General features: G+C 34.1%; 26 protein-coding genes and 4 pseudogenes. 7 read left to right on the plus strand and 23 right to left on the minus strand.

What is annotated here, in order from left to right:
- The first annotated feature begins 5 nt into the window (after positions 1–5).
- Positions 6–89 (plus strand): hypothetical protein, encoded by an 84-nt coding sequence (locus tag BWGOE10_RS33970; protein ID WP_367890491.1) that lies wholly within the window; start codon positions 6–8, stop codon positions 87–89.
- Between the two features lie 129 nt (positions 90–218).
- Here BWGOE10_RS33970 and BWGOE10_RS33975 read toward each other — a convergent pair.
- The 4 genes and pseudogenes from BWGOE10_RS33975 to BWGOE10_RS11220 form a co-directional block, all read right to left on the minus strand.
- Positions 219–425, minus strand: a pseudogene (locus tag BWGOE10_RS33975) (IS6 family transposase); the annotation flags it as partial.
- 352 nt (positions 426–777) lie between these two features.
- Positions 778–1,416 carry an ABC transporter ATP-binding protein gene (locus BWGOE10_RS11210; protein WP_070142896.1) on the minus strand — a complete coding sequence of 213 codons (639 nt, stop codon included), beginning with the start codon at positions 1,414–1,416 and terminating at the stop codon, positions 778–780.
- Positions 1,417–1,425: 9 nt separating this feature from the next.
- Positions 1,426–3,630: a bacteriocin-associated integral membrane family protein gene (locus BWGOE10_RS11215; RefSeq protein ID WP_070142898.1), complete on the minus strand. Its 2,205-nt coding sequence runs from the start codon at positions 3,628–3,630 to the stop codon at positions 1,426–1,428.
- Positions 3,631–3,875: 245 nt separating this feature from the next.
- Positions 3,876–5,057, minus strand: a pseudogene (locus tag BWGOE10_RS11220) (IS4 family transposase); the annotation flags it as partial.
- 21 nt (positions 5,058–5,078) lie between these two features.
- On the opposite strand from BWGOE10_RS11220, the gene BWGOE10_RS33355 reads away from it, so the two are divergent.
- Positions 5,079–5,345, plus strand: a complete 267-nt coding sequence (locus BWGOE10_RS33355) for a hypothetical protein (RefSeq protein WP_081338124.1) — start codon at positions 5,079–5,081, stop codon at positions 5,343–5,345.
- Positions 5,346–5,395: 50 nt separating this feature from the next.
- Here the strand turns inward: BWGOE10_RS33355 and BWGOE10_RS33360 are convergent, their stop codons facing one another.
- Positions 5,396–5,629 carry a hypothetical protein gene (locus BWGOE10_RS33360; RefSeq protein WP_081338122.1) on the minus strand — a complete coding sequence of 78 codons (234 nt, stop codon included), beginning with the start codon at positions 5,627–5,629 and terminating at the stop codon, positions 5,396–5,398.
- A gap of 382 nt (positions 5,630–6,011) precedes the next feature.
- Here BWGOE10_RS33360 and BWGOE10_RS11230 point away from each other — a divergent pair, with 382 nt between their 5' ends.
- Positions 6,012–6,479, plus strand: coding sequence for a hypothetical protein (locus BWGOE10_RS11230; protein ID WP_070142900.1), 468 nt, complete (start codon positions 6,012–6,014; stop codon positions 6,477–6,479).
- A gap of 333 nt (positions 6,480–6,812) precedes the next feature.
- Here BWGOE10_RS11230 and BWGOE10_RS11235 read toward each other — a convergent pair whose 3' ends face one another.
- Genes BWGOE10_RS11235 through tnpA (BWGOE10_RS11245) form a run of 3 tightly spaced genes read right to left on the minus strand, consistent with a single transcriptional unit; the run spans position 6,813 to position 8,556 of the window.
- The gene (locus BWGOE10_RS11235; protein ID WP_070142902.1) at positions 6,813–7,889 is read right to left on the minus strand and encodes an RNA-guided endonuclease InsQ/TnpB family protein; all 1,077 of its coding nucleotides are present in this window, start codon (positions 7,887–7,889) and stop codon (positions 6,813–6,815) included.
- Positions 7,874–8,152, minus strand: coding sequence for a hypothetical protein (locus tag BWGOE10_RS11240; protein ID WP_236735988.1), 279 nt, complete (start codon positions 8,150–8,152; stop codon positions 7,874–7,876). The genes BWGOE10_RS11235 and BWGOE10_RS11240 overlap by 16 nt, the downstream gene beginning before the upstream one ends.
- A 5-nt stretch (positions 8,153–8,157) precedes the next feature.
- Positions 8,158–8,556, minus strand: coding sequence for an IS200/IS605 family transposase (gene tnpA, locus BWGOE10_RS11245; RefSeq protein WP_070142905.1), 399 nt, complete (start codon positions 8,554–8,556; stop codon positions 8,158–8,160).
- A gap of 436 nt (positions 8,557–8,992) precedes the next feature.
- Here tnpA (BWGOE10_RS11245) and BWGOE10_RS11250 point away from each other — a divergent pair, with 436 nt between their 5' ends.
- Positions 8,993–9,406, plus strand: a complete 414-nt coding sequence (locus BWGOE10_RS11250) for a hypothetical protein (protein ID WP_070142907.1) — start codon at positions 8,993–8,995, stop codon at positions 9,404–9,406.
- Positions 9,407–9,478: 72 nt separating this feature from the next.
- Here the strand turns inward: BWGOE10_RS11250 and BWGOE10_RS11255 are convergent, their stop codons facing one another.
- From BWGOE10_RS11255 to BWGOE10_RS11275, 6 genes and pseudogenes are all read right to left on the minus strand, one after another.
- Positions 9,479–9,694, minus strand: coding sequence for an alpha/beta-type small acid-soluble spore protein (locus BWGOE10_RS11255; protein ID WP_002187448.1), 216 nt, complete (start codon positions 9,692–9,694; stop codon positions 9,479–9,481).
- A 238-nt stretch (positions 9,695–9,932) separates the two neighbouring features.
- Positions 9,933–10,346, minus strand: a complete 414-nt coding sequence (gene hepT / locus BWGOE10_RS11260) for a type VII toxin-antitoxin system HepT family RNase toxin (RefSeq protein ID WP_070142909.1) — start codon at positions 10,344–10,346, stop codon at positions 9,933–9,935.
- Positions 10,336–10,416, minus strand: a pseudogene (locus tag BWGOE10_RS33980) (nucleotidyltransferase domain-containing protein); the annotation flags it as partial. The gene hepT and the pseudogene BWGOE10_RS33980, both read right to left, overlap by 11 nt.
- 139 nt (positions 10,417–10,555) lie before the next feature.
- Positions 10,556–11,668, minus strand: coding sequence for an RNA-guided endonuclease TnpB family protein (locus BWGOE10_RS11265; protein WP_070142911.1), 1,113 nt, complete (start codon positions 11,666–11,668; stop codon positions 10,556–10,558).
- 11 nt (positions 11,669–11,679) lie between these two features.
- A complete protein-coding gene (gene tnpA, locus BWGOE10_RS11270) occupies positions 11,680–12,078 on the minus strand; it encodes an IS200/IS605 family transposase (RefSeq protein ID WP_070142913.1) in 399 nt (132 codons plus the stop codon).
- A gap of 218 nt (positions 12,079–12,296) precedes the next feature.
- The gene (locus BWGOE10_RS11275) at positions 12,297–12,944 is read right to left on the minus strand and encodes a lysozyme family protein (protein ID WP_000654275.1); all 648 of its coding nucleotides are present in this window, start codon (positions 12,942–12,944) and stop codon (positions 12,297–12,299) included.
- Between the two features lie 217 nt (positions 12,945–13,161).
- Between BWGOE10_RS11275 and BWGOE10_RS33365 the strand changes: the two are divergent.
- Positions 13,162–13,284 (plus strand): annotated as a pseudogene (locus tag BWGOE10_RS33365) (vancomycin resistance histidine kinase VanS); the annotation flags it as partial.
- 120 nt (positions 13,285–13,404) lie between these two features.
- Here BWGOE10_RS33365 and BWGOE10_RS11280 read toward each other — a convergent pair.
- The 3 genes from BWGOE10_RS11280 to BWGOE10_RS11290 are packed head-to-tail and all read right to left on the minus strand — an operon-like array spanning position 13,405 to position 15,505.
- Entirely contained in the window at positions 13,405–13,980 is a 576-nt protein-coding gene (locus tag BWGOE10_RS11280) for a replication-relaxation family protein (RefSeq protein WP_070142977.1), read from the minus strand.
- A gap of 22 nt (positions 13,981–14,002) precedes the next feature.
- Complete coding sequence (locus tag BWGOE10_RS11285; protein WP_070142915.1) at positions 14,003–15,169, minus strand: FtsK/SpoIIIE domain-containing protein; 1,167 nt, start codon at positions 15,167–15,169, stop codon at positions 14,003–14,005.
- Between the two features lie 15 nt (positions 15,170–15,184).
- Positions 15,185–15,505 carry a hypothetical protein gene (locus BWGOE10_RS11290; RefSeq protein WP_070142917.1) on the minus strand — a complete coding sequence of 107 codons (321 nt, stop codon included), beginning with the start codon at positions 15,503–15,505 and terminating at the stop codon, positions 15,185–15,187.
- Between the two features lie 291 nt (positions 15,506–15,796).
- Between BWGOE10_RS11290 and BWGOE10_RS11295 the strand changes: the two genes are divergently transcribed.
- On the plus strand, positions 15,797–16,027 hold the full coding sequence (locus tag BWGOE10_RS11295) for a helix-turn-helix domain-containing protein (RefSeq protein ID WP_002150963.1): 231 nt from the start codon (positions 15,797–15,799) through the stop codon (positions 16,025–16,027).
- Between the two features lie 108 nt (positions 16,028–16,135).
- A complete protein-coding gene (locus BWGOE10_RS11300; protein WP_070142919.1) occupies positions 16,136–17,401 on the plus strand; it encodes a Y-family DNA polymerase in 1,266 nt (421 codons plus the stop codon).
- A 204-nt stretch (positions 17,402–17,605) separates the two neighbouring features.
- On the opposite strand, the gene BWGOE10_RS11305 is transcribed toward BWGOE10_RS11300, so the two are convergent.
- The 6 genes from BWGOE10_RS11305 to BWGOE10_RS11330 all read right to left on the minus strand — a co-directional run bounded on the left by BWGOE10_RS11305 (position 17,606) and on the right by BWGOE10_RS11330 (position 22,907).
- Complete coding sequence (locus BWGOE10_RS11305) at positions 17,606–18,124, minus strand: PCYCGC motif-containing (lipo)protein (protein WP_070142921.1); 519 nt, start codon at positions 18,122–18,124, stop codon at positions 17,606–17,608.
- Positions 18,125–18,186: 62 nt separating this feature from the next.
- On the minus strand, positions 18,187–18,624 hold the full coding sequence (locus BWGOE10_RS11310) for a disulfide oxidoreductase (RefSeq protein ID WP_070142923.1): 438 nt from the start codon (positions 18,622–18,624) through the stop codon (positions 18,187–18,189).
- Complete coding sequence (locus BWGOE10_RS11315; protein ID WP_070142931.1) at positions 18,621–19,301, minus strand: DsbA family protein; 681 nt, start codon at positions 19,299–19,301, stop codon at positions 18,621–18,623. The genes BWGOE10_RS11310 and BWGOE10_RS11315 overlap by 4 nt, the downstream gene beginning before the upstream one ends.
- A gap of 54 nt (positions 19,302–19,355) precedes the next feature.
- Positions 19,356–19,940, minus strand: a complete 585-nt coding sequence (locus BWGOE10_RS11320) for an SCO family protein (protein ID WP_016127857.1) — start codon at positions 19,938–19,940, stop codon at positions 19,356–19,358.
- 59 nt (positions 19,941–19,999) lie between these two features.
- Complete coding sequence (locus BWGOE10_RS11325; RefSeq protein WP_016127856.1) at positions 20,000–22,558, minus strand: heavy metal translocating P-type ATPase; 2,559 nt, start codon at positions 22,556–22,558, stop codon at positions 20,000–20,002.
- The gene (locus tag BWGOE10_RS11330; protein WP_016117806.1) at positions 22,548–22,907 is read right to left on the minus strand and encodes an ArsR/SmtB family transcription factor; all 360 of its coding nucleotides are present in this window, start codon (positions 22,905–22,907) and stop codon (positions 22,548–22,550) included. The genes BWGOE10_RS11325 and BWGOE10_RS11330 overlap by 11 nt, the downstream gene beginning before the upstream one ends.
- Positions 22,908–23,122 lie beyond the last annotated feature (215 nt).

Below are 23,122 nucleotides of genomic sequence, written 5' to 3' on the forward strand. Positions count from 1 at the left end.
CATACATCTATCATTATAACTACAAACGATTCCAAAAACGACTCAATCATCGAGCTCCGATCGAATATCGAATTTCGATGGCTGCATAGTCTTTTTTACAGTTGTCTACTTGACGGGGATAAGTCCAGTTCCCCTAAATCAATCTGTTCTTTTTTAATCATATGCATGGCTTCTACTCCAGAAAGAATGGATGTAGCTGTGGCAAAAGATTTGATCCCTAGCATAGAACGGATTCGTTTGTCCAATTCAGGACCATACTGATGAACCCAACGCATAATCGTTGTATGAGAAATGGATAAACCCCGTTCTTCTAGCATTTCCACCAAATCACGAAAACTGAGGTTGTACCGTAGGTACCATCTTACCGTTAACAAAATAATATCAGGCTGATAATGCTTCCATTTGAATACATTTTCCTTTTCCATATCAATCACGCACCCTTTCTAAAGTAATAGTAACAGTATGTCCAAGATTTATAGATTCATTGCAATTGTCCTTAAGTTTTTGCACCAGAACCGTTTTTTGTATTCGATAAAGACAACTAATAAATTTTCATCTATCAATTATACCGAAGTCATATTCGCTATAATCAAATAGTTAGAGAAAAATTTATACTCGTTTCTGTTGTTAAGGTTTCCTTAGCGTGACAAAATTCACATTAGTTTATGCTGGAATTTGTTTAATAGTAAATGTTCTCCAAATAGTTCTTCAATGTGTCGCTTGAATTGTTCGATATGCATTTTTTCCTCTCCCTTTATAATCTCATTCCCGCAAAAATTATAATTCTATGACTCTATCGCATACTTGTGCTACATATGGATCATGCGTGACAATAACAATTGTCTTTCCCTCTTTATTTAGATTTTTTAAAATTTGTATAATTTCATTTCTATTGTTATCATCTAAAGAGCCTGTTGGTTCATCGGCCAATATTAATTCGCAAGGCTTTAGAAGTATCCTTGCTATGGCAACCCTTTGTTGTTCACCACCTGAAAGCTCGTGTATTTTTTGCTGTAATGATACGCTCAGTCCAACTTTTTCTAAGGCGGCTGCTTTTAGTTCTTTCTTTTCCGTCTTTGTTTTTTTTGCATAAATTAAGGGGATTTCTAAATTTTTATTTACAGTATCATTGTCGATGAGTGCATAATTTTGAAAGAGATACGACATTCTTGTCCTCAGAAGCTTATTTGCTTTACTAGAACCCATATTAGGACTCTCTGCACCAAACAATTTAACGACTCCGCTATCTGGGTTCTCTAGCATTCCTATAATATTTAGAATCGTTGTTTTACCAGATCCGCTTTTTCCAGTAATCGCAACCATTTCCCCTTCATAAATTTTTAAATTGAACTCATCTAAAACTGCATGATCTCCATAACTTTTACAAACATCTATTAGTTCACATATATATTGCATTCGTTTATATTAACCTCCCTTTATCACCATTTTTTTATTTCTTCGTTCCATCGTGATTAATGCAATAATTGAGGCGGTAAATTCAATTAAAATAAGCATTGCCACCACTGTAAGTAATTTCAAATCAAACTCTTTCTTTACGATGAAGCAAATTGATAGTTGTACAATCCACATTAATACAAATAGCAACATGTATCCCTTATATGTTCTAAAAAAACCTACGCCAAATAAGCGATGCACCACTATTTTCTGCTGATTTTTATTGAAATACACAATAATATTCTGTGTTACCAAAAATAATATGCCGACAATTAGTCCACTAGTAACCGTCAATAGCATTTTTATTGTTTTTTGCAGATCGTATATATCTTTTAAAATATATTGATCAACTGTTACAAGATATTTTAAATTATCATCTAGTCCTAGCCTTTTTAGTTCTGGCTCCAATGCCTTATAAGTTAATCCTACATCTCTGTCAATTAACTTAATTTTTAAAGGATCTTTCGCCCCTCCGCCTAATATAAGATCTCTTTCTCCAACAAGACTATTATTCTCTGTCATAACCTCAATAATTTCATCTCTAATCTTATTATGATTAGATTTATATACATCTGGATTGAAACTAAAGATTTCCTGATTATTCTTTATCCAAATAATATCTATTTTTCGATTGCGTAAATGATTCGGGACTTCTCTATGCATTCTTTTTTCTTCATATTCTATTGCTGGCTTTCTCCATTCTCCAAAATAACGAAGAATTTCTTTTTCCTTGTTCTGATATTTTCCAGGTACTAATAAAATCCAATTTTCCATATCTTCTAAAACTTGCACGCGCTGATTATGTATGTCATATAGCGGAAATTCGTGAAGGTAATTATTATTCACTGTAACTGACCGAATTCCTTTATAATCCTTGCTTATAATAAGCTCTAATTCTTCATAATCCTTAGAATCAATTAATACCGCTCCCATTTTATTTAAAATAGGATACAGATCACCATTTATACTTGACACCATTTTATCCATCCCTTGTTGATCTTCATCATTCCCTACAGAAAGCGGATAAAAGACACCATAATCTTTGTTTTTCTCCCAGTTTTTTAAATTCACTTGTTTTTCTTTCACTGTAATATATTGTTCTAAAATAGACGTCCCTAATAAAACAAATATAATAGAACAAGTAACTTTCAACAGCGTATTGAATACAAATATACCTTTTGTATCTTTTCTATTTTTAATCATTTGATTGACTTTAATTTTAGAAATATAAAAATATGAAACGAGAGATAATATTGTAATAATGAGATACGTTTTACATTGATCGAACATAATGGTGTAGATAAACCCTGAAGTTACATTTTTTACGATAGCAGCTGCAAGTGCGGAAATACCTATCGATAAAACAAACATACTAGCAATGGTTCTACCTATAACGATAAACCATAAACGCACATTCGATACGCCGTGCATTTTTATAACGCCAATCCTTTTCGCTTCGTTAAATACATAATAAATGAGAAAACAGAGGAGCACGATAAACACCATATACTGAATATAGGATAAAGAATTAATTGGTGAATCGAGAGCTTCTTCGTTATTACTAAGATTCCGTTTAAAATCGTCAGCAACAATATACTGTTTCGGCTTAAAATGCTGATTTAGCTTTTTAGAGAAAAGCTTTAAAAATGCATCGTATGATTTATCATCTACTCCTTCTACAACATATCTTCCTGCCATAGGTAAATGTTCGTACGACGTTTGAAGCGGTTTAATTGTAATCTCATGATTATCTCCAAAATCTTTTATTACTCCCTTTTGTTTTGTATCTTTCGTATGTACTGTCGATAAAAAAGCATTACCTTGGAATGTGTCTTTTGACTTTAACACATTCCCCCCACTTAACTGAAACTGTTTAAAATATATCGTTTCAGTTGTTAGTAACACATACTTCAAAATTTCTGCCTGTTCATCTTCATGATACACAACATTTGTACGGAAAATATTTGTATGTGACTCCTTTGCTGCCTCGAGTAATATAGGATAAATTTCACTAGGATTCGCAAAAAACAGTACATCTGGGATAACAAACTCTTTACCTATCCTCTGTTCTACCTTTTCCATTTTTTCAAATTCATTATGATCCGTTTGTTGAAATGCAATAAAACCTGACAATATAGAAGCTACAATAAGAAAAAACACAACTACTTTTTTCATAACACCCTCCCCTGTAATATTTTAGTATATTTCAATAAAAATGGAAACATAAGGGTGAATGTTGTCTATATGACTTTATTTTCAATCATTATTTTTCATTTCAAAATGGCGTACCGCCCCATCGCCATCAAGCTAAGCTTATATAAGTTTAATTTCATGTGAGATTTTTTTTTTCTAAAGAACTAGTGTAAGTTCTTTAAAGATTTGCATACCAAATAAACCCTATCGGGTTTCAATTTTTTGGATTACGCTACAGGATTGTGAGGCATAGAAAAGTGATATACGACGCTTAAGATATCAAAGACTGTTTTCTTCTCATACCTATGGGATTTTCGTCCGTTTTTCTGTAAGAGATTAAACAGCCGAGACAATATTTTTGTTAATTCTTGGGTGTCTTTTTGTAGAGATTGATAAATAAGTGGAAAATAATCTTTTATCATATAAATCGCTTTATATTCGCTTAATTCTCGTTTCTTCTTGATGAGGAGTAATTGGCGCATTTGAAACATGGTGGAGGAACAAAGAAGAATACTAATTAATTGTCCGTACAAGTGACACTCTAGTCGTTCTAATTTTACAGAATTACAGTGATGAATACGAAAAAACGATTTCCATGTTTTAAATATCAGTTCAATTTGCCAACGTAAGGAGTAAAAATCGTATACTTGTTCCTTTGGTAGATATTCCAAAGGAATATTTGTAATGTAAAAGTTAATTGCACTAAGCCGCTTACTTCGTTCTTTATAGGTGATTTGCTTCTTATGTTCTTTAGATGCTAGATCCTTTTGTCTACGTTTCATTTGCGTTTCAGTTAATTTATACAGAATTAGTTTTGCAGGAAGTTTTTGATACATTCCAATATAAATCTCAGGAATCTCATATGTTTCACCAGACTGTAATTGGTCAATGAATTGCTCCATATCTAGTTGTATGTACTCAGAGTGCTTTTTTATTGTTCCATTTTGAAAGTAATCAGGCTCCCTATTTTTCTGATATATACGAGTATTGAGCTTTAATCGTGAAATAAAATAAGCACCACACTTGTCTATCATATGTAGATCTTTTAAATCGAAGTATCCTAAATCACGTATACATACATCTTGCGGTTGAAGAGATGTTAGGCAAGTAGACCCATAGGTTTTATCATTGTGCTTTCCAGCTCCTACATGAACATGTAGAAACTGACCACTTAGTAAATCATACTCTAGTTGAATTTTTACACCAGCATTTTGGCCACTACCTCCTGAACCTTGGTATGTAGGAGAGAATTTATCTGGAACTTGAAAATGTGTAGAATCCAATACACGGATACGCCGAAAATAGTTTGTATACAAAGTTGGAATCTTACTAGAAGACCAAAATTGCTGCTGAAGTAAATGTGCTAAGAGTTGTTGTAAAAACTGTACAGCCTGAGAATTAAAACATTGTAGAGGAAAGGAGATGAATACATGGAAATCCTAGGATTAGATCCTCGCGCATTAGCGACTTTAGGTGCACTTGAATACACAAATCGTCGCAATAAATTAATCGAAGACTCAGAGAATAACATATACGAGTGTAAAGAAATAAAAGAAATACTTCAATCACTCCCTAAAGAGAAGCAGATTGAGGTTCTTGAGAATCAAGCTTACTTTGAAGCAGTGGCAAAGATGATTGAACAAAACAATTCAATTCTTTTAGAACAGATGAAAGCTCTACAAATAATTCAGAAATAACAAACTTATGATTGATTAATCCTACATACACTTCCATAAATTATCTATCTTTATCTAACAAAATCCTCTGTTTTTACAGAGGATTTTGTTATACTCTTGTTCATCTTTTGAATTTGAATGGTTTCTCTTGCATGTATGAATAGATCTTCTAATAAACCTGGTGTAGACTCTAATTCCTGCTTCTCACTCTCTTCTGTTACAGCACTTTCAAACCCCCATAGTACTTTTTCCCCTAATAGTTCTGCTAATCGTTTTTCACGCATTTCAAATGTTCTTCTCTTCATATTGAACACTACCCTTATTTAATACTTTCATTTCCTGCTAATGGTTATATAAGCATTATTGTCTCTTGTCAGTAGATTCCAATATTATGTATAATGAAATTACCATTTTACCAATAAACGGTAATGAAGAGGTGATACAAGTAAATAAACAAAACGTATCATCGGCAACCGACATATTAACGGATTTATTCTATGGGCATTAAGGTACATACATGGGAAATAAAACTATGGAATTTTATGTACAGATTGGATTACTACAAGATGAAAAATTGGTAGCAAATATACTCAAGTAAAAAAGAGCGTTAGATTTGATTAATGTAATAAAACTACTTGATGTTACAACTACTGAACGAATTGAAAATACACTCAGGGGGAATTTCAAATGAAAACATTTGGTAAAGTATTATTAGCAGGAACTTTGGCTCTTGGTAGTTTAACAGCAATGAACGTGGAAACACCCAAAGCTCAAGCAGATGGAGCGAGCGAATTTTGCCGATACATTTGTGGGCCTAAAGAAACGTTGAATAATTTCACAATTCAACTTTCAGATACGAAATACAGAATGGGACAAAATATTATCCTACGAGCAACAAATGATAATGCATATGATGTACATTACAAAGCATCTGTAGAAAAACAATACGATACTGGTTGGGATTATTATGACGCTGATTTTCGGTATGGTTCACTATTACCAGCTGGAACAAATGTATATGAAGATTTTGATGCTGAGACTGGCAATGGTGGGGCAATTTCTGAACCAGGAACATATCGCATGAAAATTGAAGTAACACATGCTGATGGACACGTTGATACAATGTACACAGCGCCAATTACATTAGTAAATTAAATAATGAGTTCACTTCACATCTTATAGTATATATTTTAATAATGTCATTAAATATTCACATGGACATACTGGATAATGAAAGGAAGGATTATACCTTCCTTTTTCTTATATTTTAGAATTAATAACGCATCCCCTGCATACAAAAATAAGCTCAACAAAATATTCACTTAATACACATTTGAGACTCCCACGGCTAAAGCCGCAAGCCCTACACCTAACGGTGTGACGGGTGGGATTCTTGAATGACTAAACGTTCGCAGTCCATTTCTGTTTTGAACAGCCTTCAAGATGAGGGCATCTCATTGCCCCTCCTAAGACAGTGCATATAGCATTTTAGGCCGATTGACTATTACCATCAATCACAGGTGCATATCGAATATTCATAGCACCGACTAAATCACGATGTTTTTCAAATCCGCACTTACACTTGTATTTTCTGTCTTGTGCCTTGTTCTTTTTAGAACAGTTTGGACATGTTTGACTTGTGTATGCAGGATTTACATACTCAACTTTAATACCTTCTAAATTCGCTTTGTATTCAATGAATTGAGATAGACGATAAAATGACCAAGTATGCAAATTCTTTTCGTTTTTACGACTTGTTCTTGTCGTCTGTCTAATGTTCACCAATTGTTCTAAGCGAATGACAGAAATCTTATTTTCTTTAGCAAAATTTACAATTGCACGACTTATTTTATGGTCTTGGTCTTTCATATATCGCTGTTCTTTATCATCAAAATTACGAATCGCATTCAATTTCTTCGATTCACCCAATTTCTTACGTTTTGATTTAAACATACGTCTGACATATTTGTTTTGTCTGCCATTACCAAAGAATCGAGTTTTTTCATCATCCGTCACTGCCACAGCAGGAACTTTCAACCCTAAGTCTACACCCATAATTTTTGTTCCTGTTTTTTCAGCGGTAGGAATGGTGACAGAAATTTGTGCAATCCATTTGTTTGATTTTTTCGTGATGCGAAGCGTGCCTAATTTGTGTTTTAACAAATCAAAATTACGGTTGTGCTTATCAATCAATAAGGCACGAACAGACACTTTCTTTGTTTTGCCATCTATCATTAAAGGTAGACGGATATAGGTGAAATCAAACGAATAGTTTTGATTGTTCCACACACAAATGGTTTTTTTTAATACTGGTATTATTTTACATTTTCCCTTCTTTACTTTTTGAAACACACTCTTAGCATCTTTGATAGCTTGATTTTTCACTGCACTTGGAAGGTTTACAGGAACATCTTTTGTAGTCTTTTTAGTTGTTTTCTTTTCGGCAACCATTTCAGATACAAGTGCGTTGATTGTAGAGATATATTCTTTTCCCATAGCATTTAAGATGGAAGCCTGTTCTTTTGTAGGAAGTAGCTTGATTTTTACTGTTACAGTTTGGTACATTTTTCTTCACCTAAATCCTTAAGAAATCTGGCTCTTTTAAGACTTTTGTATTCGTCTAAAGTTATATCTCTCACAATTGACCACGAACCAAGCCACATCATTTCTCTGATATAACCATTCGGAATTTTAATTTGGGAAGTATCACAAGTATTTCTCCCACACAGAACAAACAAGGCTTTATTGTAGTCATCTTTATATTCTCTGTTGAATTTATGGTCTTTCATAAATTGTTCAAATCCGCAATTACTACATATAATTTGCACCTTTCTCAGCCCCTTGTCTTTTGTTGTTCCACATATCGTTTAATAGTCGCACTCGATACATTTCCTGCGGTAGATACAAAATAGCTACGTGTCCATAAACTCGGCAAATGTTTAAGGTGAGGAAATTCCTCTCTCAATTTTTTTGAAGTCACTCCTTTGATTTTTGCCATAATATCAGCAGGACTAAATGTTGGCAGTGTGTTTAAAAACATATGTGTATTGTCTTTGTCACACTCTAAAGCGACAATGACAATTTCTAATTCGTCGCATATTTCTTGTACCAACTCTTTAAAGCGCTCTTCTACATCTGTACGAAGGAATATTTTCCTCCTATATCGAGGACAAAACACAAAATGATAGTTAACTAAGGATACGGTTGTATTTGTTCTTCTATATTCATTCATATATCAAATGTATCAATTTGTATAATAAACTGCAACAGGAAAGTATACAAAAATGAGAAAACACTTTTGTATACTTAAAGTACCACGAACCTTACGGTTTTCAGTGGTACTCCGCATCCAACCTCACTATCATCCCACCCCTAAAGGGGGGTGCTATCGCACCGTAGTGGGCTTTCCCGTTCGGAAAATCTGTAATAATATCAAAAAATGTAAAATTCAGCTACAATCTCATTCATAATTTTTTTAATTTATTCTCTCCTTCTTGTAAGAATACTTCTAAACTTGATAGATTACCTTATATCACTACTCTATGTATGCAGAATTACATATCAACCTCTATTGAAAATCATTCTCATTGTAACTATAATGGTTTCAGGAGGTTTTATTTTCACTTCCTTTTCAAATCTCACAATATATTAAAGGAGGAACTAGCATTATGAAAAAAGTTATTTTAGCAGGGGCACTAGGAATTGGAGTACTGTCAGGTATGAATTTACCAGGGGCAGAGGCATCAAAAGCGAGTGCAGCAACTACGAATTTAGAAATTCAAGAAGTTACAAAATATTACTCTATGAGTTCTTATGAAGTGTCTCAAAAGGAAACATTTAGTCTCAATAAAGGAGAAGAACTTACAGTCTTTGTACAAAATTCTGGGTTCCCAATTTCTTATACGGTCTTTGATACAGATAACCAAGTAATTGGCACCTACAATGCTAATTCACCATATGGTCGAGTATTCAAAGCACAAAAAGACGGTAATATTTCTGTACAATTTCAAGCAGGTGTAAATTCTTCGTACATGAAGAAGATGAATTTCACAGCTAAATTTGCAGTTTCTAAGCTTAACTAACAATCAAAATTTCATTATCCTCTTTCAAAAAATTAAAAAGGTATATCCTTTCAACAGGATATACCTTTAACTTTAGTGAATTTTATATCGACCTGATAATTGTTCTTGCGCCATACGAACTAAACGTTTTGTAATTTCTCCACCTACTGAACCATTCGCTCGTGCTGTTGAATCCGGTCCAAGGGTAACACCAAACTCCTGAGCAATTTCATATTTCATTTGCTCAATAGCACTTGCTGCAGCTGCTACTAAAATTTCATTTGAATTATTATTTTCACGAATTTGCATTCCTTACACTCCTCCACTGATTTTAGTAATATTATGTTTCATTTACGAAAAAATATGTAAATAATCTCCAAAACAAAAAAAGACACCTTAAAATGCCTTTTTTTAATATGTTCATGTAACGCTTAATTTGTTTTTAATTGTTTAAGCAAGTAAAGGGTCCACTGAAGTACTTTTCTCCTCATGATATAAAGTTACTACAATGTTCTCCAATGTAATCATAGTTCAAAGATCTGTGCTTTTATAAGTCTAGAATTCCCATAACTTCTTTCGTAAATAGCTTAAAGTCTTTTAGATATTTTTCAATAATTTGGCGAACAATATCTAAGTTTACACTTTGATAATCATGAACAGCAATATTTCGAAATCCCACCATCGCCTTTAACTTATTTGCTAGCTCTGCGCTAAGTAAATCTGCTGCAACCAACAAATCAAAAGCGTCTCGACTCGATTGAGGTAATCCTAATTTTTTCCCTGCAACAATATGCATTGCTAAATCAATACTTGCTTTGCATGCTCTTTGAATATTTAATATTATAGAATCTTGCTTTGTATAATCCTCTAAATTATCAGGGTTATTTCCATATACCTCTTGAATTCTTTTTATACAACGCTCTATTGTAGAAATTTTATTCAAAATTACTTCATTCTTCATATATAGAACCTCTTTTCTTTATATCCTCAAATACGATTTTTCGTTCCTCATTCAATTTTGAATACATTTGTGAACTACCCGCCACTTAACGTCCTAACGGACTGTTTGAAGTGGGGGCTTCTCGGTTAGTCGTTACTTTTGATAGCTAACGAATTAGTCCTTAGACAGCCGAGCTAACTCCCTTGTTCCAAAGGTTATTTTATTGCTATTTATGCTAACGCTAATAGACGTATTGCTTCATTTTTGATATTGATAGCTGAGTTATAATCTCTATCGAGATTTATACCACATATACAAGAATATACTCGTTCAGACAATGATATATCTTTCACAATTCCACAATTGCTACATGTTTTTGTGGAAGGAAACCATTTGTCTATTTTCACAAGTTGTTTGCCTTGTTCTTGTAGTTTATAAGCTAAAAAAGAAATGAACATACCCCAACCATTGTCAGCAACACTTTTTCCAAAATGAAGTGATTGCGATATCCCTTTCATGTTTAGGTCTTCAATAGCTACAACATCAAAATTAATAGCTAACTCTTTAGACTTATGATGAAGAAAATTCTTTCGTTGGTTCGCTACTTTTTCATGTAATTTCGCTACACGAATACGTTGTTTGTTCCAACGTTCTGAGCCTTTAGAACGTCTTGCTAATACTCGTTGTACCTTTGCTAATTGGTCTAACATTTTACGATAGAACTTAGGATAATTGGCTTTCTCATCCTCAGAACTAACGTATAATCCATCCATCGCAAAGTCTAATCCAACAACTGTTTCTACTTCTTTTTGTACAATCTCTTTTTCGTATTCAGTCAAGATGGACACATAGCATTTACCAGTAGGTGTCATAGAAATCGTACATGACTTGATCATATAATCTTGTGGTATTTCTCTATGTTGTTTGATACGTACCATTTTCAGTTTTGGTAATTTGATATGACCATTTAGCAACATAATATTTCCGTTTACTACATTCGTTGTATAAGACTTTCTGTCTTTTTTACTTTTGAATGTTGGGAAGTCATTTTGACCACTAAAGAAATTCTTATAGGCAGTTTGCAAGTTTAGTTGAGCATTTGCCAAAGCTAATGAATCAACTTCTTTTAACCACTCAAATTCTGCTTTATATTTCGCAGGAGTTGGAAGCTTTTGTTTCTTTAGTTGTTCCTTATCATCTTTGTATTTTTCATACGCTTCTTTCCGTTCAGCTAACATTCTGTTATACACGAAACGTACACAACCGAAGGTTTTACGCATAAGATATGCTTGTTCTTCTGTTGGATACAAACGGAATTTATATGCTTTATTATGCTTTGTCATATCATTTCACCTCACTTTTCACCTTGATTTTCAATATATTTCTTTACTACGTCTATTGGCGAACCACCAGTTGTTAGTAAGCAAAAACTTCTTGACCAAAACATCTCTTTCCAAAGTTTCTTTTTCACTTGTGGAAAGTCTCTCTTGATTAGTCGAGAACTTGCACTTTTATAAGCATTAATAAATTTTGTCATTTCTGTATTCGGATGTGCCTTGAACAAAATATGAACATGGTCTACATCATGATTCCACTCTATCAGTGTTATGTTGTAATTCTCGGATAACCTGACAAACATGTCTTTTGCATAGTCTGATATATCATCATCGAACACATTTCTTCTGTATTTTACGACCAACACAAGATGATAATACAACAAGAACACTGAATGATTATTGCTATCTAATTTCATTCGTATACCAACCTTTATTCTTTATAAGACTGATTTTATCAGAGGCAAAATAAAAAGCAAATCCTTTTGGCTACACCAAACCGAAATTCATCTCCCACCTATCGTTGGGCTACGCCCTTCACACGCTTGAGAAAGGAGAATTCTTTCGGGGAATGCGTTAAAGTATAAGTTACATTCTAATATTTTATTGTTGATAACTGACGGTATCATTATACAGCTTATTTAGAAGAGTCATGTACATTTCGAAGAAGTTCTTCAATAAGTATTGTTTTTTCATTCACCTTTGTGGCATATGTGAAATCACCATAACAATATGGATACCTAAAATTATTTTTATTTCCACCACAAGTGTACATCGCTGGGTTTTGATCAACTTTCATCTTAGAAAACTTTTTGGCCGAATCTTCCGAGTGTTGTTTAACTTCTTGACTGGCAATAAAATCAATATACCCTGGCCCCATATTATAGCTTTGAATAATTGTATCCATGCTAACATCTTTTTCCGTTCCATATTTGTACATTTTAGCAAAGTGTTTTACCCCTTGTTTAATGCTCAAGCTTGTCTCTTGAATTTCATTTGGCTTTAATCCAAGTGATTCAGATGACTGCATAGGGTCGTTTCCCTCACCTCTACTCTCTTGGTACATAATTCCTAATAAAACTGCTGTTTTCCCTCCTAAATTATATTTTTCTAATTCTTTTTTCAAGGTAGGCTCATATTGCAATACACGTTTTTCGGTAGCGAGCGCTTTATTTTGTTGAATATTAGTTTTATGATTAAAATATAGTATTCCAAGCATTGTTCCTAAACCTAAAATACTAATAAGGAATACTTTAATAATTTGTTTTTTACTCATATCCTTCATATATTTCTCCTCGTATAAGAAATTCAATTTTTCAATGGCGGTTGGTTATTTACAAAATATATAATAATCATCTATTTCTCTGCCCCTTTTAGACTCAAATTTATTTCTTTTAGGTTTTAAGTTTAATATAGAAATTTAAAAATAAGATAAAGATAAGATAAAGAAAATATAAAGTGCATTTTTTAGAGTACTTTAAAAAGATATTGGTACAAACGAATATGTGGGACAAGTTGTAGATATGAATGGATATAGTGATAATCGAGAGGTTATCATACAAGTTATTAATTATGGAGATATCATTCTAGAAGAAGTTTTACCCTATCTTTTTAATATACTTTATTACCATTTCATAACTTACTTTAAATTTACTTTGCTCATTTACTGCATTCTAACAATCATCATCACACATGACTTAATATATTATTGAAAAGAAAAAAGCTCTGCACTATGCAGGCTTTCTTTATGATTTCACAGCTAAATTATTCATAAAACTTTCTATAGAATTCGCCTGAAATATACGTAAATGATGAGATTGAACGTCGTAATGTTTGTCAGTAATGATAAGGATTGAAGGAAAGAATTTAGAACCTTTCGGTTGCCAGGATTCATTGTGCCATTCTTGGCTATGGAAGTATAACTCGTATCTGTTTATCTTATCTTGCATTATTTTTTTACTGTACACTGACTTTTGAACTTCAATAAAGAATGGTGATCTACGCCATATAGTAAAAGCATCCGGCTCCATATATTCTTTCCCATACTTTGGTTCAACTTTGAATAGTTTAGGATTTTCATAATGAACGAGTTGTTTGTATACGTGCACAATACCAAGGAAATGAGGAATTTTTTGACTTGTCTTTCTGATAGAACTTGGCTGCGGAAAATAAATGTATGGGTGCTGCAATACGTTAGCATCAACATAGCCGTCTCTTCTTAATCGTTTCATAACCGTATTACAACAAGTTACCGCATTCTTTAAGCCTTGAAAATGCAAGTCAATAATATCGTCACGGGACATGCATCTAAATCGATTCAAATCATTCAAAATTCCTTTATCTCTACTCTTCATCATCTAACACCCCAAATAACGGAATTTCTTCTTGCGATGAATTCTGGAGTATTTTCTCCTCTTTAGACATGCGATATGGTTCAACAATTTGCTTCGCCTTACTTAATTCTAAATAAGGAGCTTGCACTTTCTTTAATCCATTTCGTTTTAAAATCATTTGGCCTGATTGCTCTAAATGCTCTGAACCAGGGGTACCCATGATATTACTATTAATCGCACTATCACATTTAAAGCCAATTCTTACGGTCATATTAAGTTTTAACTTACCATCTAACACCTTTGCATCTGGCCTCTGCATACTAAGCATAAGAAAGACTCCAAGTGATCGGCCGACTGCTGAAATCTTTTCAATCGTAGTCATACACTCTTTTTCATCTTTAAGCATGGCCACTTCATCGATAGCAAGTAGAATATATGGTTTTTGATGATTAGGATTCAATTTATTATACGCATCAATATGATCAACTTCATATTCTTCCATAAGTTTTCTTCGTTCTCTGATTTCCTTCCATAACTTTTGAAGCATTATTTTCATTTCGATTTCTTCCATACAAACTTCTTTTACATGCTTCACTCTACGCAAAAAATGAAATTCAGAGTTTTTTAAGTCACCAAGGTACAAATGCAACTTTTCAGGAGACATATATTGAATGAGTGTGGATAGTACAACACGTACCATACTACTTTTCCCACTTCCCGTTTCCCCTGCTATTAATAAGTGTGGTGTATTAGAATCAACCATATCGTACGTAATCGTTCTTCCAAATTGATCCCGGCCAACCACAACAGGAAGACGGTACCCTTTTAATAAGGGCTGCCATTCTTTATAACAGTAATTGTATGGTTTTAGTCCAGCAGCTGAACGGAATGCATGTAGTACAAACTTTTTCATATCCCCTTCAATCGTAAGATTCCGTCCTAATATTTGCTGAAAACAGAACCACTTCTTTTCAATCTTCTGTGGATCTAATCCGTTTGGGATGGTAAATACATATCTCACGCTTTCTTTCGAAGAGGAAACATCATGTATCTTTGGATAAATAGGCACTTTTCCCCCACGCGTTTGATGTTCCGTATATAAACCTGCTTTTCCGAACACCTCCATAAGCTGATTCCTTAACCTTTGCGTACGAAGCCACTCCTTTATAATCCCCATTACTCCCTTCCCTCCTTAAAACATGATTACGATACGAACAAATACATATCCAATCAAGCAAACTCCACCAATTCGAGTGCCGTGATAAATACCTTCACTTACAAATTTAGCTGCTGATATATAGTCATGTCGCACCAAGTATTTTTCTAACATGACTGATCCGATTAAAATCGTTCCCATAACTCCTAATGCAATGTAAGTATGTAATACCTGATCCGACATATGAAGGAATGCGAAAGGACTTAATGAATTGTATTTACGAATTTTCTTTTCTTTATCTTTGTATGACCGATCCATAAACTCGCGAAAAGGAATTGTTTCTTTCCTAGCACGCATTTAAATGCCCCCTTTATAAACAGAATTTAGAATGTAGATATTGCATAGCTTCATCTACTTAATACCGTGGTAGTTTTACCTTGGTAGAAATCTTGATAAATACTGTGGTAATCATTCGCAACTTACTTTGGTAACCTCGTATTCTTCTACCTTAATAAATACCGTGGTAGCTGCTTTGATACATCATATTGTGGACAGCTTGTACATTATGTAAAAAACTTTTGCCGTCTATGCGAATAGTTTTTTACATTTATGTCCACAATGTTGAAAATAGGTTCAGGAGGGATTTAAGTGTTTTGGAAATTCGGAGGGAAAAACCGAACGAAATTAGGTGATTTTTTAGATCGGAATGGCTTCACCCAAAATGATTTAGAAAAGACCGCGAAATTAAGTCGTCCTACAGTTTCAAAGGCGTGCAATGATAAAGAATACATACCTAGTCCAACTGTAATGAAAAAGATTTTAAAAGTTATTAGGCAAATAAAACCAAACGTTAAATCTACCGACTTTTGGGATATGTAAAAACTGGCTAACTAGAGTCAGTTTTATTTTTTTACAAAAACCACTTCATAAAAGAACATACATTCGTGTATAATAAGAACAAACGTTCTTATATAGGGAGGCATAACGGTGTATGACTACTCAATTTTTCCAAATCGAATTGTTTTATGTGTAGATCTTCGTAGCTTTTATGCAAGTGTGTCCTGTATCAAGATGGGATTAGACCCACTGCATACAAAATTAGCTGTAGTCGGTGATGTTAACAGAAATGGATCCATAGTCCTAGCCGCAACTCCACCATTAAAAGCAATGGGTGTAAAGAAGATGGCAAGGCTATACGAGATCCCTCGACAAAAGGACATTCTTGTTGTGAATCCAATTATGGGAACTTATATTAAGTGCTCCAATTACATAACGAAGTTGGCTCTGCAATATGTTCCTATGGAAGACTTTCATCAATACAGCATCGATGAATTCTTTATGGATATTACAAATAGTATCCATCTGTTTGCAGATAATCCATATGAATTCGCATTGAAATTCAAACGTGAAATATATGAGAAAACAAGAATTGAGTGCACGATTGGGATTGGACCGAATCCTTTAATGAGTAAGATCGCTTTAGATGTGGAAGCGAAGAAGACCAAAGACTGCATCGCATATTGGAAGTACGAAGATGTATCCATAAAATTATGGCCGATACGACCACTTAGTAAGTTTTGGGGAATTTCGAGTAAAACAGAAATAAAGTTAAATCGAAAAGGAATACATTCAATTGGAGACTTAGCGCAATACCCGCTCAAATACTTAAAACAAAGTTTTGGAATTTTGGGCGAAGAATTACACTTACATAGCAACGGCATTGATTTTAGCCGCATTGCAGAAAAATACATACCCGCAACAACTTCAATTGGTAAAAGCCAAATACTCATGCGTGATTACACAATAGAAGAATTTCCGATTATCCTTCTGGAGCATATCGAGGAAGTTTGCTATCGGCTAAGAAGACATAATAAACTTGCTCAAACCATACAATTTTCCATTGGTTATAGTAAAAATTACGCTGGCGGTTTCAGGAAAACTCACACTTTGAACCGACCTACCAATTTAACAATGGATATTTATCGTATTTGTACATACTTTTTACATGAGTTATATACGGGTGAACCCATTAGATCGATTAATGTTTCTTTAACTAACTTAATTAATGAAGGTGAAGAACAAATCTCTCTTTTCGATAACATCATACAACGAGAAAAAGAAATGAAATTAACGAAGGTAATGGATGAAATACGTACTAAATTTGGCAAGAACAGCATTTTAAGAGGAATTTCTTATACAAATAGTGCAACAACAAGATACAGAAACACACTGTTAGGAGGACACAAAGCATGAACAACACTAATATGCCAAAAGGAAGAGGAATGGTAAAATGGACTCCATTTATTATCAAGACCTAAATCAAAAAAACACTTAAAATACCAATCTCCTAACATATTATATATGACTAATATGTTAGGAGATTTCATTTTGGGTAATGGAGTCACATTTAATTAGTTATGTTAAAAAGCAATTAGGATAACTTTTTCTAAAAACGTATTAAGCGCTAGGCATCGGTGTTGGGGTTGCGTTTATACCTTCGTTCTTATATTGTTTGTCGATGTATTCACGAATTTCTAAAGTAGAGGCTCCATTTTGTTTCATTAAAACGGCTTGGAAAGCAATATCTACACAAGCAGCTTGACTCATCGCATGTGATTCCCATGTAACTTCACCGTTCTCTTTAATTTCACGGATAAAACAATCTTTATTGCTTTTATGGTCGGAGTTTTCGTCACACCAACAGTAACAAGGAATCCATTGTAAGAGTTCGGTGTCTTTTCCTACCATCCCATAAATTTGAGAGACTTGTCCATTTGTGGTTGATGATAAAAAAGAAGGAAGAGTTTCTATATTAGCTGTTGTTTCTAGAGTATCGCCTTTAAAATGTTCACCTTTATTTTTGGTTTCTTGTAACTGATTTTGTGTGTTTTTTTTACTAGTCGGTGATGAATCAGTAACGGAACTACAGCCGATTAATAGGCTTACTAATAAAACTATAGGTATGATCTTTGACATCATACTGTCTCCTCTCTGTAGAAACTCCTTTATAGGTGATGCTTCGGTTTACATGTTTTTTATTAATTCGTTTTTGATCTCGTTAACAACATAAACAAAGTAATCATACAAAAAGCAATTAAAGCTAAAAATGGGATTGTGATAAAACCTAGCCAATTAATGTAATCAACATTACAAGGGACACCTTGGACGCATGGATTAATCTCTGAAACACCAGGGATTTTTTGTATTGCATAGTGATAAAGTGAAATACTTCCACCGATAACAGAAATTGGTAATACATATTTTTTAATGTTCTTTTCATTATAAAACGTGGCAATGCCTAAAATAATACAAAGCGGATACATCATTATTCGTTGGAACCAACACAATTCACATGGTATGAACCCAAGAATCTCACTAAAAAACAGGCTACCTAGTGTAGCAATCATTGAAACAATCCATGCCATATATAAGGTGTAATTACGCCATTCAAAGTTCTTTTTTGTTGTATTCATCATTTCTTTTCCTTCAATGCTTTTTCAATTAAATTTTTGATTTGTTCATAATCATAAGGATCAGATAACATTGTTCCATTCACAACAATGCTCGGTGTTTGTTCTACACCGTAGTCTTGTGTTAGTTTCTCATCTCTGTTTACTTCTTCTTGCTCTGCTTGTTTTTTCAAATCTTCTTCGAGTTGAATAGTATTAATACTTGGTGTATATGTTTTTGCAATTTCTAATAGTTTTTCAGGATTAATCCATGGATCATCGTGATTTTCTGGTTGTGCGTTAAATAGTTCTTTATGGAAGTTCCAATATGCCTGTGGGTCTTGTTTATAAACAGATTCAGCAGCTAAAGCAGACAATTTAGATTCCGTTCCGTGGAACAAAACATTCACATATGAAAATTTAACTTTCCCTGTATCAATATAGTCTTTTTGGAGTTGAGGGAAGATACGTTCACCCCAAGCTTTACACGCAGGACACTTAAAATCTCCAAATTCTATAATAGAGACCGGTGCATCTTCTTTTCCTAAAGTAGGTTGCTTGCCTATAGGAGGTAGATCTTTTATCACCTTATTTGTAGCAACTTTTTCTTCTTTATTTAAGATGACGAAAGCTGTAACTGCAGCGAAAATGATTAATGTGGTAATTAACAATAATTTCATGTGAGAGCCTTGTTTTTTCTTCATGTAAACACCTCGAATTTTTAGAGTTTAATAGGAACATAATAAGAAGCTTTTTAGTTATCGAATTCGTTTAATATCACGGATGATATCTTCATATGGTGTGTTTTGAAGACCTGAATATTTCTTTACAACTTTTCCATCTTTGTCTACGAGATAGAAGCTCGTACCATGTATAACTTGTGAGTTATTTTCTGGTTTGGTTACAAGGGTTTGGAAGTTCTTTTTTGCAAACTTTTCAATGTCTGGTCGTGTATATCCTGTTAGGAAATGAGTTCTCTTCGTATCCATTTCATAGACTTTCATAAATTCTGTTATTTTTTCAGGTGTGTCTACTTCGGGATCTACACTGAATGATACAAACTCTACATCTTTAATTCCTTCCTCATGCAACATCTTTTGAAGTTTTGCCATATTAGCTGTCATAGGTGGACAAACTGTTTGACAACTTGTAAAGATAAAATCAACTACCCAAACTTTTTCTTTTAACTCAGATGAACCAAACTTTTTCCCATTCTGATCTGTAAATGCAAACTTTTCTACATCCCAATCGAGTGAATCTCTTAGTTTATTATCACTACATGCTCCTAGAATCGTAATTATGGAAATAAGCATAAGTAATCCAATTACACGCATTTTTTTCATATGTATACCCTTTCAAAATATATTTAAGGTACGGAGCTACTAGGTAGCCCCGAATCTTATTATTTGTTTCGTAATAAGCGCATACTGTTAAGGATTACAATAAGCGCAGCCCCTGTATCACTTAGTACGGCCATCCAAAGAGTAAGCCAACCTGGGAAGATAAAGGCAAGGGCAATAAATTTAATAATCAATGAGAACCATATATTTTGTTTAATGATGTGCAATGCTTTTCGACTTAGTTTCATAGTATAAGGAAGTTTTTCAAGATTGTCTGCCATCAAGACAATATCTGCCGTTTCCATTGCTGTATCAGTTCCTGCACCACCCATGGCAATACCAAGGTTTGCGGTAGCAAGGGCAGGGGCATCATTAATACCGTCCCCGATCATAGCTACTGTTTTCCCTTCAGATTGAAGTTGTTTTACAGAATGAACCTTATCTTCTGGGAGTAAGTTAGCAAAATAACGATCTACTTTTGCTTTCTGTGCAATGTGTTCAGCTGTTCCTTCATTGTCTCCTGTTAACATAACGGTTTCACGAATACCCGCTTGTTTTAATTCTTGAATTGTTCCATAAGTAGTAGAACGAATGGAATCTGCTACTGAAATCATTCCTAAAATAACTTTGTTCGTTCCAACAAGTATCACGGTTTGACCAATTCTTTGCATCTCATGAACCGGTTCGTTCCACATTTGAAGTGAAACTCCAAAACCTTCATATAATGCTTTATTTCCAGCGTAGTATGTTTCGCCATCTATCGTTACTTGCGCACCTTTTCCTACAATGGCGCGGAAGTCTGTTCCGCTTTGGATAGAAGTTTGATGCTCTTTCGCATATGCTGTAATTGCTTTTGCAATGGGATGATTAGAGTATTCTTCAATTGTTGCTGCGATGGATAATAATTCATCTTCAGTACAATCTAAGCTTCGTACATGCATTACTTTTGGTTTTCCTTCGGTCAATGTGCCTGTTTTATCAAATGCAATAGCATTTAATGAACCAGCAATTTCTAGAGCTGTACCACCTTTAATGAGTACACCGTTTCTTGCTGCATTTCCAATTGCAGATACGATAGCGACTGGAGTAGAGATAACTAAAGCACAAGGACACGCAACAACAAGAAGTTCTAGTCCTTTATAAATCCATTCCATCCATTCGCCCATACCAAGAAGGGGTGGGATAATCATGACGCCAATTGCTAATACAAAAACGATAGGGGTATAGATTTTTGCGAAACGATCCACAAATGCTTCTGTGGGTGCTTTCTTTTCCTGTGCTTCTTCTACAAGGTGAATAATTCGAGATAACGTAGTATCTTCAACGAGTTTAGTTACTGTAATTTCAAGCGAACCTTCTTCATTGATTGTTCCTGCATATACAGAGTCACCAATTTGTTTATCAATTGGGATAGACTCACCAGTTATCGGTGCTTGGTTTACAGTAGAAGTGCCTCCTATAACTGTGCCGTCTAGTGGGATTTTTTCACCAGGCTTTACAACAATCGTTGTATTCACTGCAATATAATCTACAGATTTTTTTATAAGCTCAGTTCCAACTTTTATCCAAGCTTCTGATGGTGCTAAATCAATTAATCCACGGATGGATTCCCGTGTACGTTCAATTGATTTGTTTTGTAGTGTTGCTCCTAATGCAAATAACCAAACAACGGTTGCGCCTTCTAGCCATTGACCAATTAATGCAGCACCAATAGCAGCCGATATCATGAGAACGTTCATATCGAGTGATTTACTTCTTATTGCATAAAAGGCACTTTTTGCAGGTTTATAACCACCAATTATAATGCTCGCCGCATAAAGAAGTGTAATAAGAAGAGGTGGTACGTTTGTAAAGCTCCCTCCAAATCCTAGAGCTAAAAATAATCCTGAGAGAATCAAAATTGTATTTTTGGATTTTGAAACAGGTGCCGCTCCTCTACGAGTTCCTGCCAAGGAGGCTTCAAAACCTGCATTAGATACTTCTTTAATAATGTCATTTGCATTTCGATTATGACGAATTTGCATTTTTCCCGTAGCAAAACTAACTCGAACTTCCTCTACGCCGGAAACATTTTGTAGATGTTTTTCGATTGTTAAGGCACAAGCTCCGCAGTCCATGCCATCTACCACATATGTTTGTACGCCATCTCCTGTTACTTTCTGATTATCACGAGGTGATGGGGCTTCGCATGAGCTATCACTACAACAAGAAGTTTCTGATGTTACTTCTTCTATTTGTATGGCGGATGCAGAAGAGCAACAGGAAGATACCTTTTCTGTTTTAGGTCCACAACAGGATGCAGAAGAGTTATTCTCTGTTTTCACAGTATCAGTGTTACTACTGCAACAGGAATCTTTCTTAGCAACTGGAACAATTGGGATCTCTTTTTTAGAGGAACAACATGATGTTGTTTCCTTTGTTTTTTCTATTTTCACAGTATCTTTTTCACTACTACAACATGAAGCCTCCTTAGAAGCCACGGGAACAATTGGAATTTCTTTTTTTGAAGAGCAACATGATGAATTCCCCTTCTGAGTTCCTTCTTTAGTAGGAGTTGATGAAAATTCAATGTGAGAAGAAGTTTGACAGCAGCTCGTTTGTTTTTCTTTCTTATCTGTCATGACAACTTTCTCCCTTTTGAGATAAACATGCATCGTTTTTATCACATGATGCTACCTCGTTTTGAACTTCATGAAATACAACGTCAAACATTGTAAGTAACTGTTCGATTTGGGCATTTCGTAAAGAATAGTAGACATACTTTCCTTCTTGTCTGCCAAGAATAATGCCACATCCTTTTAAACAATTCAGATGTTGGGATATGTTTGATTGATTTCCGTTAATAATTTCTACAATTTCAGATACCGTTTTTTCCCCATCCATCATGCATTGAAGAATCTGAAGCCTTGTTTTATCAGCAAAACCACGGATAAATTTGGCTTTTATATCTAAATCATTTGTATTGCACAATTTTATTCACTCCAATCGTATTAGTAATTACTAATATGTTTATTCTTCATTCATATTAGCATTGACTAATATGTGTGTCAAAATAAATTAAAAAAGTCTGAAAAATACCATTCACTCAATTTTTATCCATGAAGAGTTAAGGATAAATTGGATGAAAATCCCCGAAGTATAGATATTTAAATGAAAGGAATGAGAGTAGTATCAATAAAAGACCG

The organism is Bacillus mycoides (assembly GCF_001757995.1).
Lineage (GTDB): Bacteria > Bacillota > Bacilli > Bacillales > Bacillaceae_G > Bacillus_A > Bacillus_A mycoides_B.

What these genes read in the sequence shown, in the direction of transcription:
- BWGOE10_RS11210 (WP_070142896.1), bottom strand. Translation starts at nt 1,416, where the DNA reads ATGCAATATATATGTGAACTAATAGATGTTTGTAAAAGTTATGGAGAT.
- BWGOE10_RS11215 (WP_070142898.1), bottom strand. Translation starts at nt 3,630, where the DNA reads ATGAAAAAAGTAGTTGTGTTTTTTCTTATTGTAGCTTCTATATTGTCA.
- BWGOE10_RS33355 (WP_081338124.1), top strand. Translation starts at nt 5,079, where the DNA reads ATGGAAATCCTAGGATTAGATCCTCGCGCATTAGCGACTTTAGGTGCA.
- BWGOE10_RS33360 (WP_081338122.1), bottom strand. Translation starts at nt 5,629, where the DNA reads ATGAAGAGAAGAACATTTGAAATGCGTGAAAAACGATTAGCAGAACTA.
- BWGOE10_RS11230 (WP_070142900.1), top strand. Translation starts at nt 6,012, where the DNA reads ATGAAAACATTTGGTAAAGTATTATTAGCAGGAACTTTGGCTCTTGGT.
- BWGOE10_RS11235 (WP_070142902.1), bottom strand. Translation starts at nt 7,889, where the DNA reads ATGTACCAAACTGTAACAGTAAAAATCAAGCTACTTCCTACAAAAGAA.
- tnpA (WP_070142905.1), bottom strand. Translation starts at nt 8,556, where the DNA reads ATGAATGAATATAGAAGAACAAATACAACCGTATCCTTAGTTAACTAT.
- BWGOE10_RS11250 (WP_070142907.1), top strand. Translation starts at nt 8,993, where the DNA reads ATGAAAAAAGTTATTTTAGCAGGGGCACTAGGAATTGGAGTACTGTCA.
- BWGOE10_RS11255 (WP_002187448.1), bottom strand. Translation starts at nt 9,694, where the DNA reads ATGCAAATTCGTGAAAATAATAATTCAAATGAAATTTTAGTAGCAGCT.
- hepT (WP_070142909.1), bottom strand. Translation starts at nt 10,346, where the DNA reads ATGAAGAATGAAGTAATTTTGAATAAAATTTCTACAATAGAGCGTTGT.
- BWGOE10_RS11265 (WP_070142911.1), bottom strand. Translation starts at nt 11,668, where the DNA reads ATGACAAAGCATAATAAAGCATATAAATTCCGTTTGTATCCAACAGAA.
- tnpA (WP_070142913.1), bottom strand. Translation starts at nt 12,078, where the DNA reads ATGAAATTAGATAGCAATAATCATTCAGTGTTCTTGTTGTATTATCAT.
- BWGOE10_RS11275 (WP_000654275.1), bottom strand. Translation starts at nt 12,944, where the DNA reads ATGAAGGATATGAGTAAAAAACAAATTATTAAAGTATTCCTTATTAGT.
- BWGOE10_RS11285 (WP_070142915.1), bottom strand. Translation starts at nt 15,169, where the DNA reads ATGGGGATTATAAAGGAGTGGCTTCGTACGCAAAGGTTAAGGAATCAG.
- BWGOE10_RS11290 (WP_070142917.1), bottom strand. Translation starts at nt 15,505, where the DNA reads ATGCGTGCTAGGAAAGAAACAATTCCTTTTCGCGAGTTTATGGATCGG.
- BWGOE10_RS11305 (WP_070142921.1), bottom strand. Translation starts at nt 18,124, where the DNA reads ATGTCAAAGATCATACCTATAGTTTTATTAGTAAGCCTATTAATCGGC.
- BWGOE10_RS11310 (WP_070142923.1), bottom strand. Translation starts at nt 18,624, where the DNA reads ATGATGAATACAACAAAAAAGAACTTTGAATGGCGTAATTACACCTTA.
- BWGOE10_RS11315 (WP_070142931.1), bottom strand. Translation starts at nt 19,301, where the DNA reads ATGAAGAAAAAACAAGGCTCTCACATGAAATTATTGTTAATTACCACA.
- BWGOE10_RS11320 (WP_016127857.1), bottom strand. Translation starts at nt 19,940, where the DNA reads ATGAAAAAAATGCGTGTAATTGGATTACTTATGCTTATTTCCATAATT.
- BWGOE10_RS11325 (WP_016127856.1), bottom strand. Translation starts at nt 22,558, where the DNA reads ATGACAGATAAGAAAGAAAAACAAACGAGCTGCTGTCAAACTTCTTCT.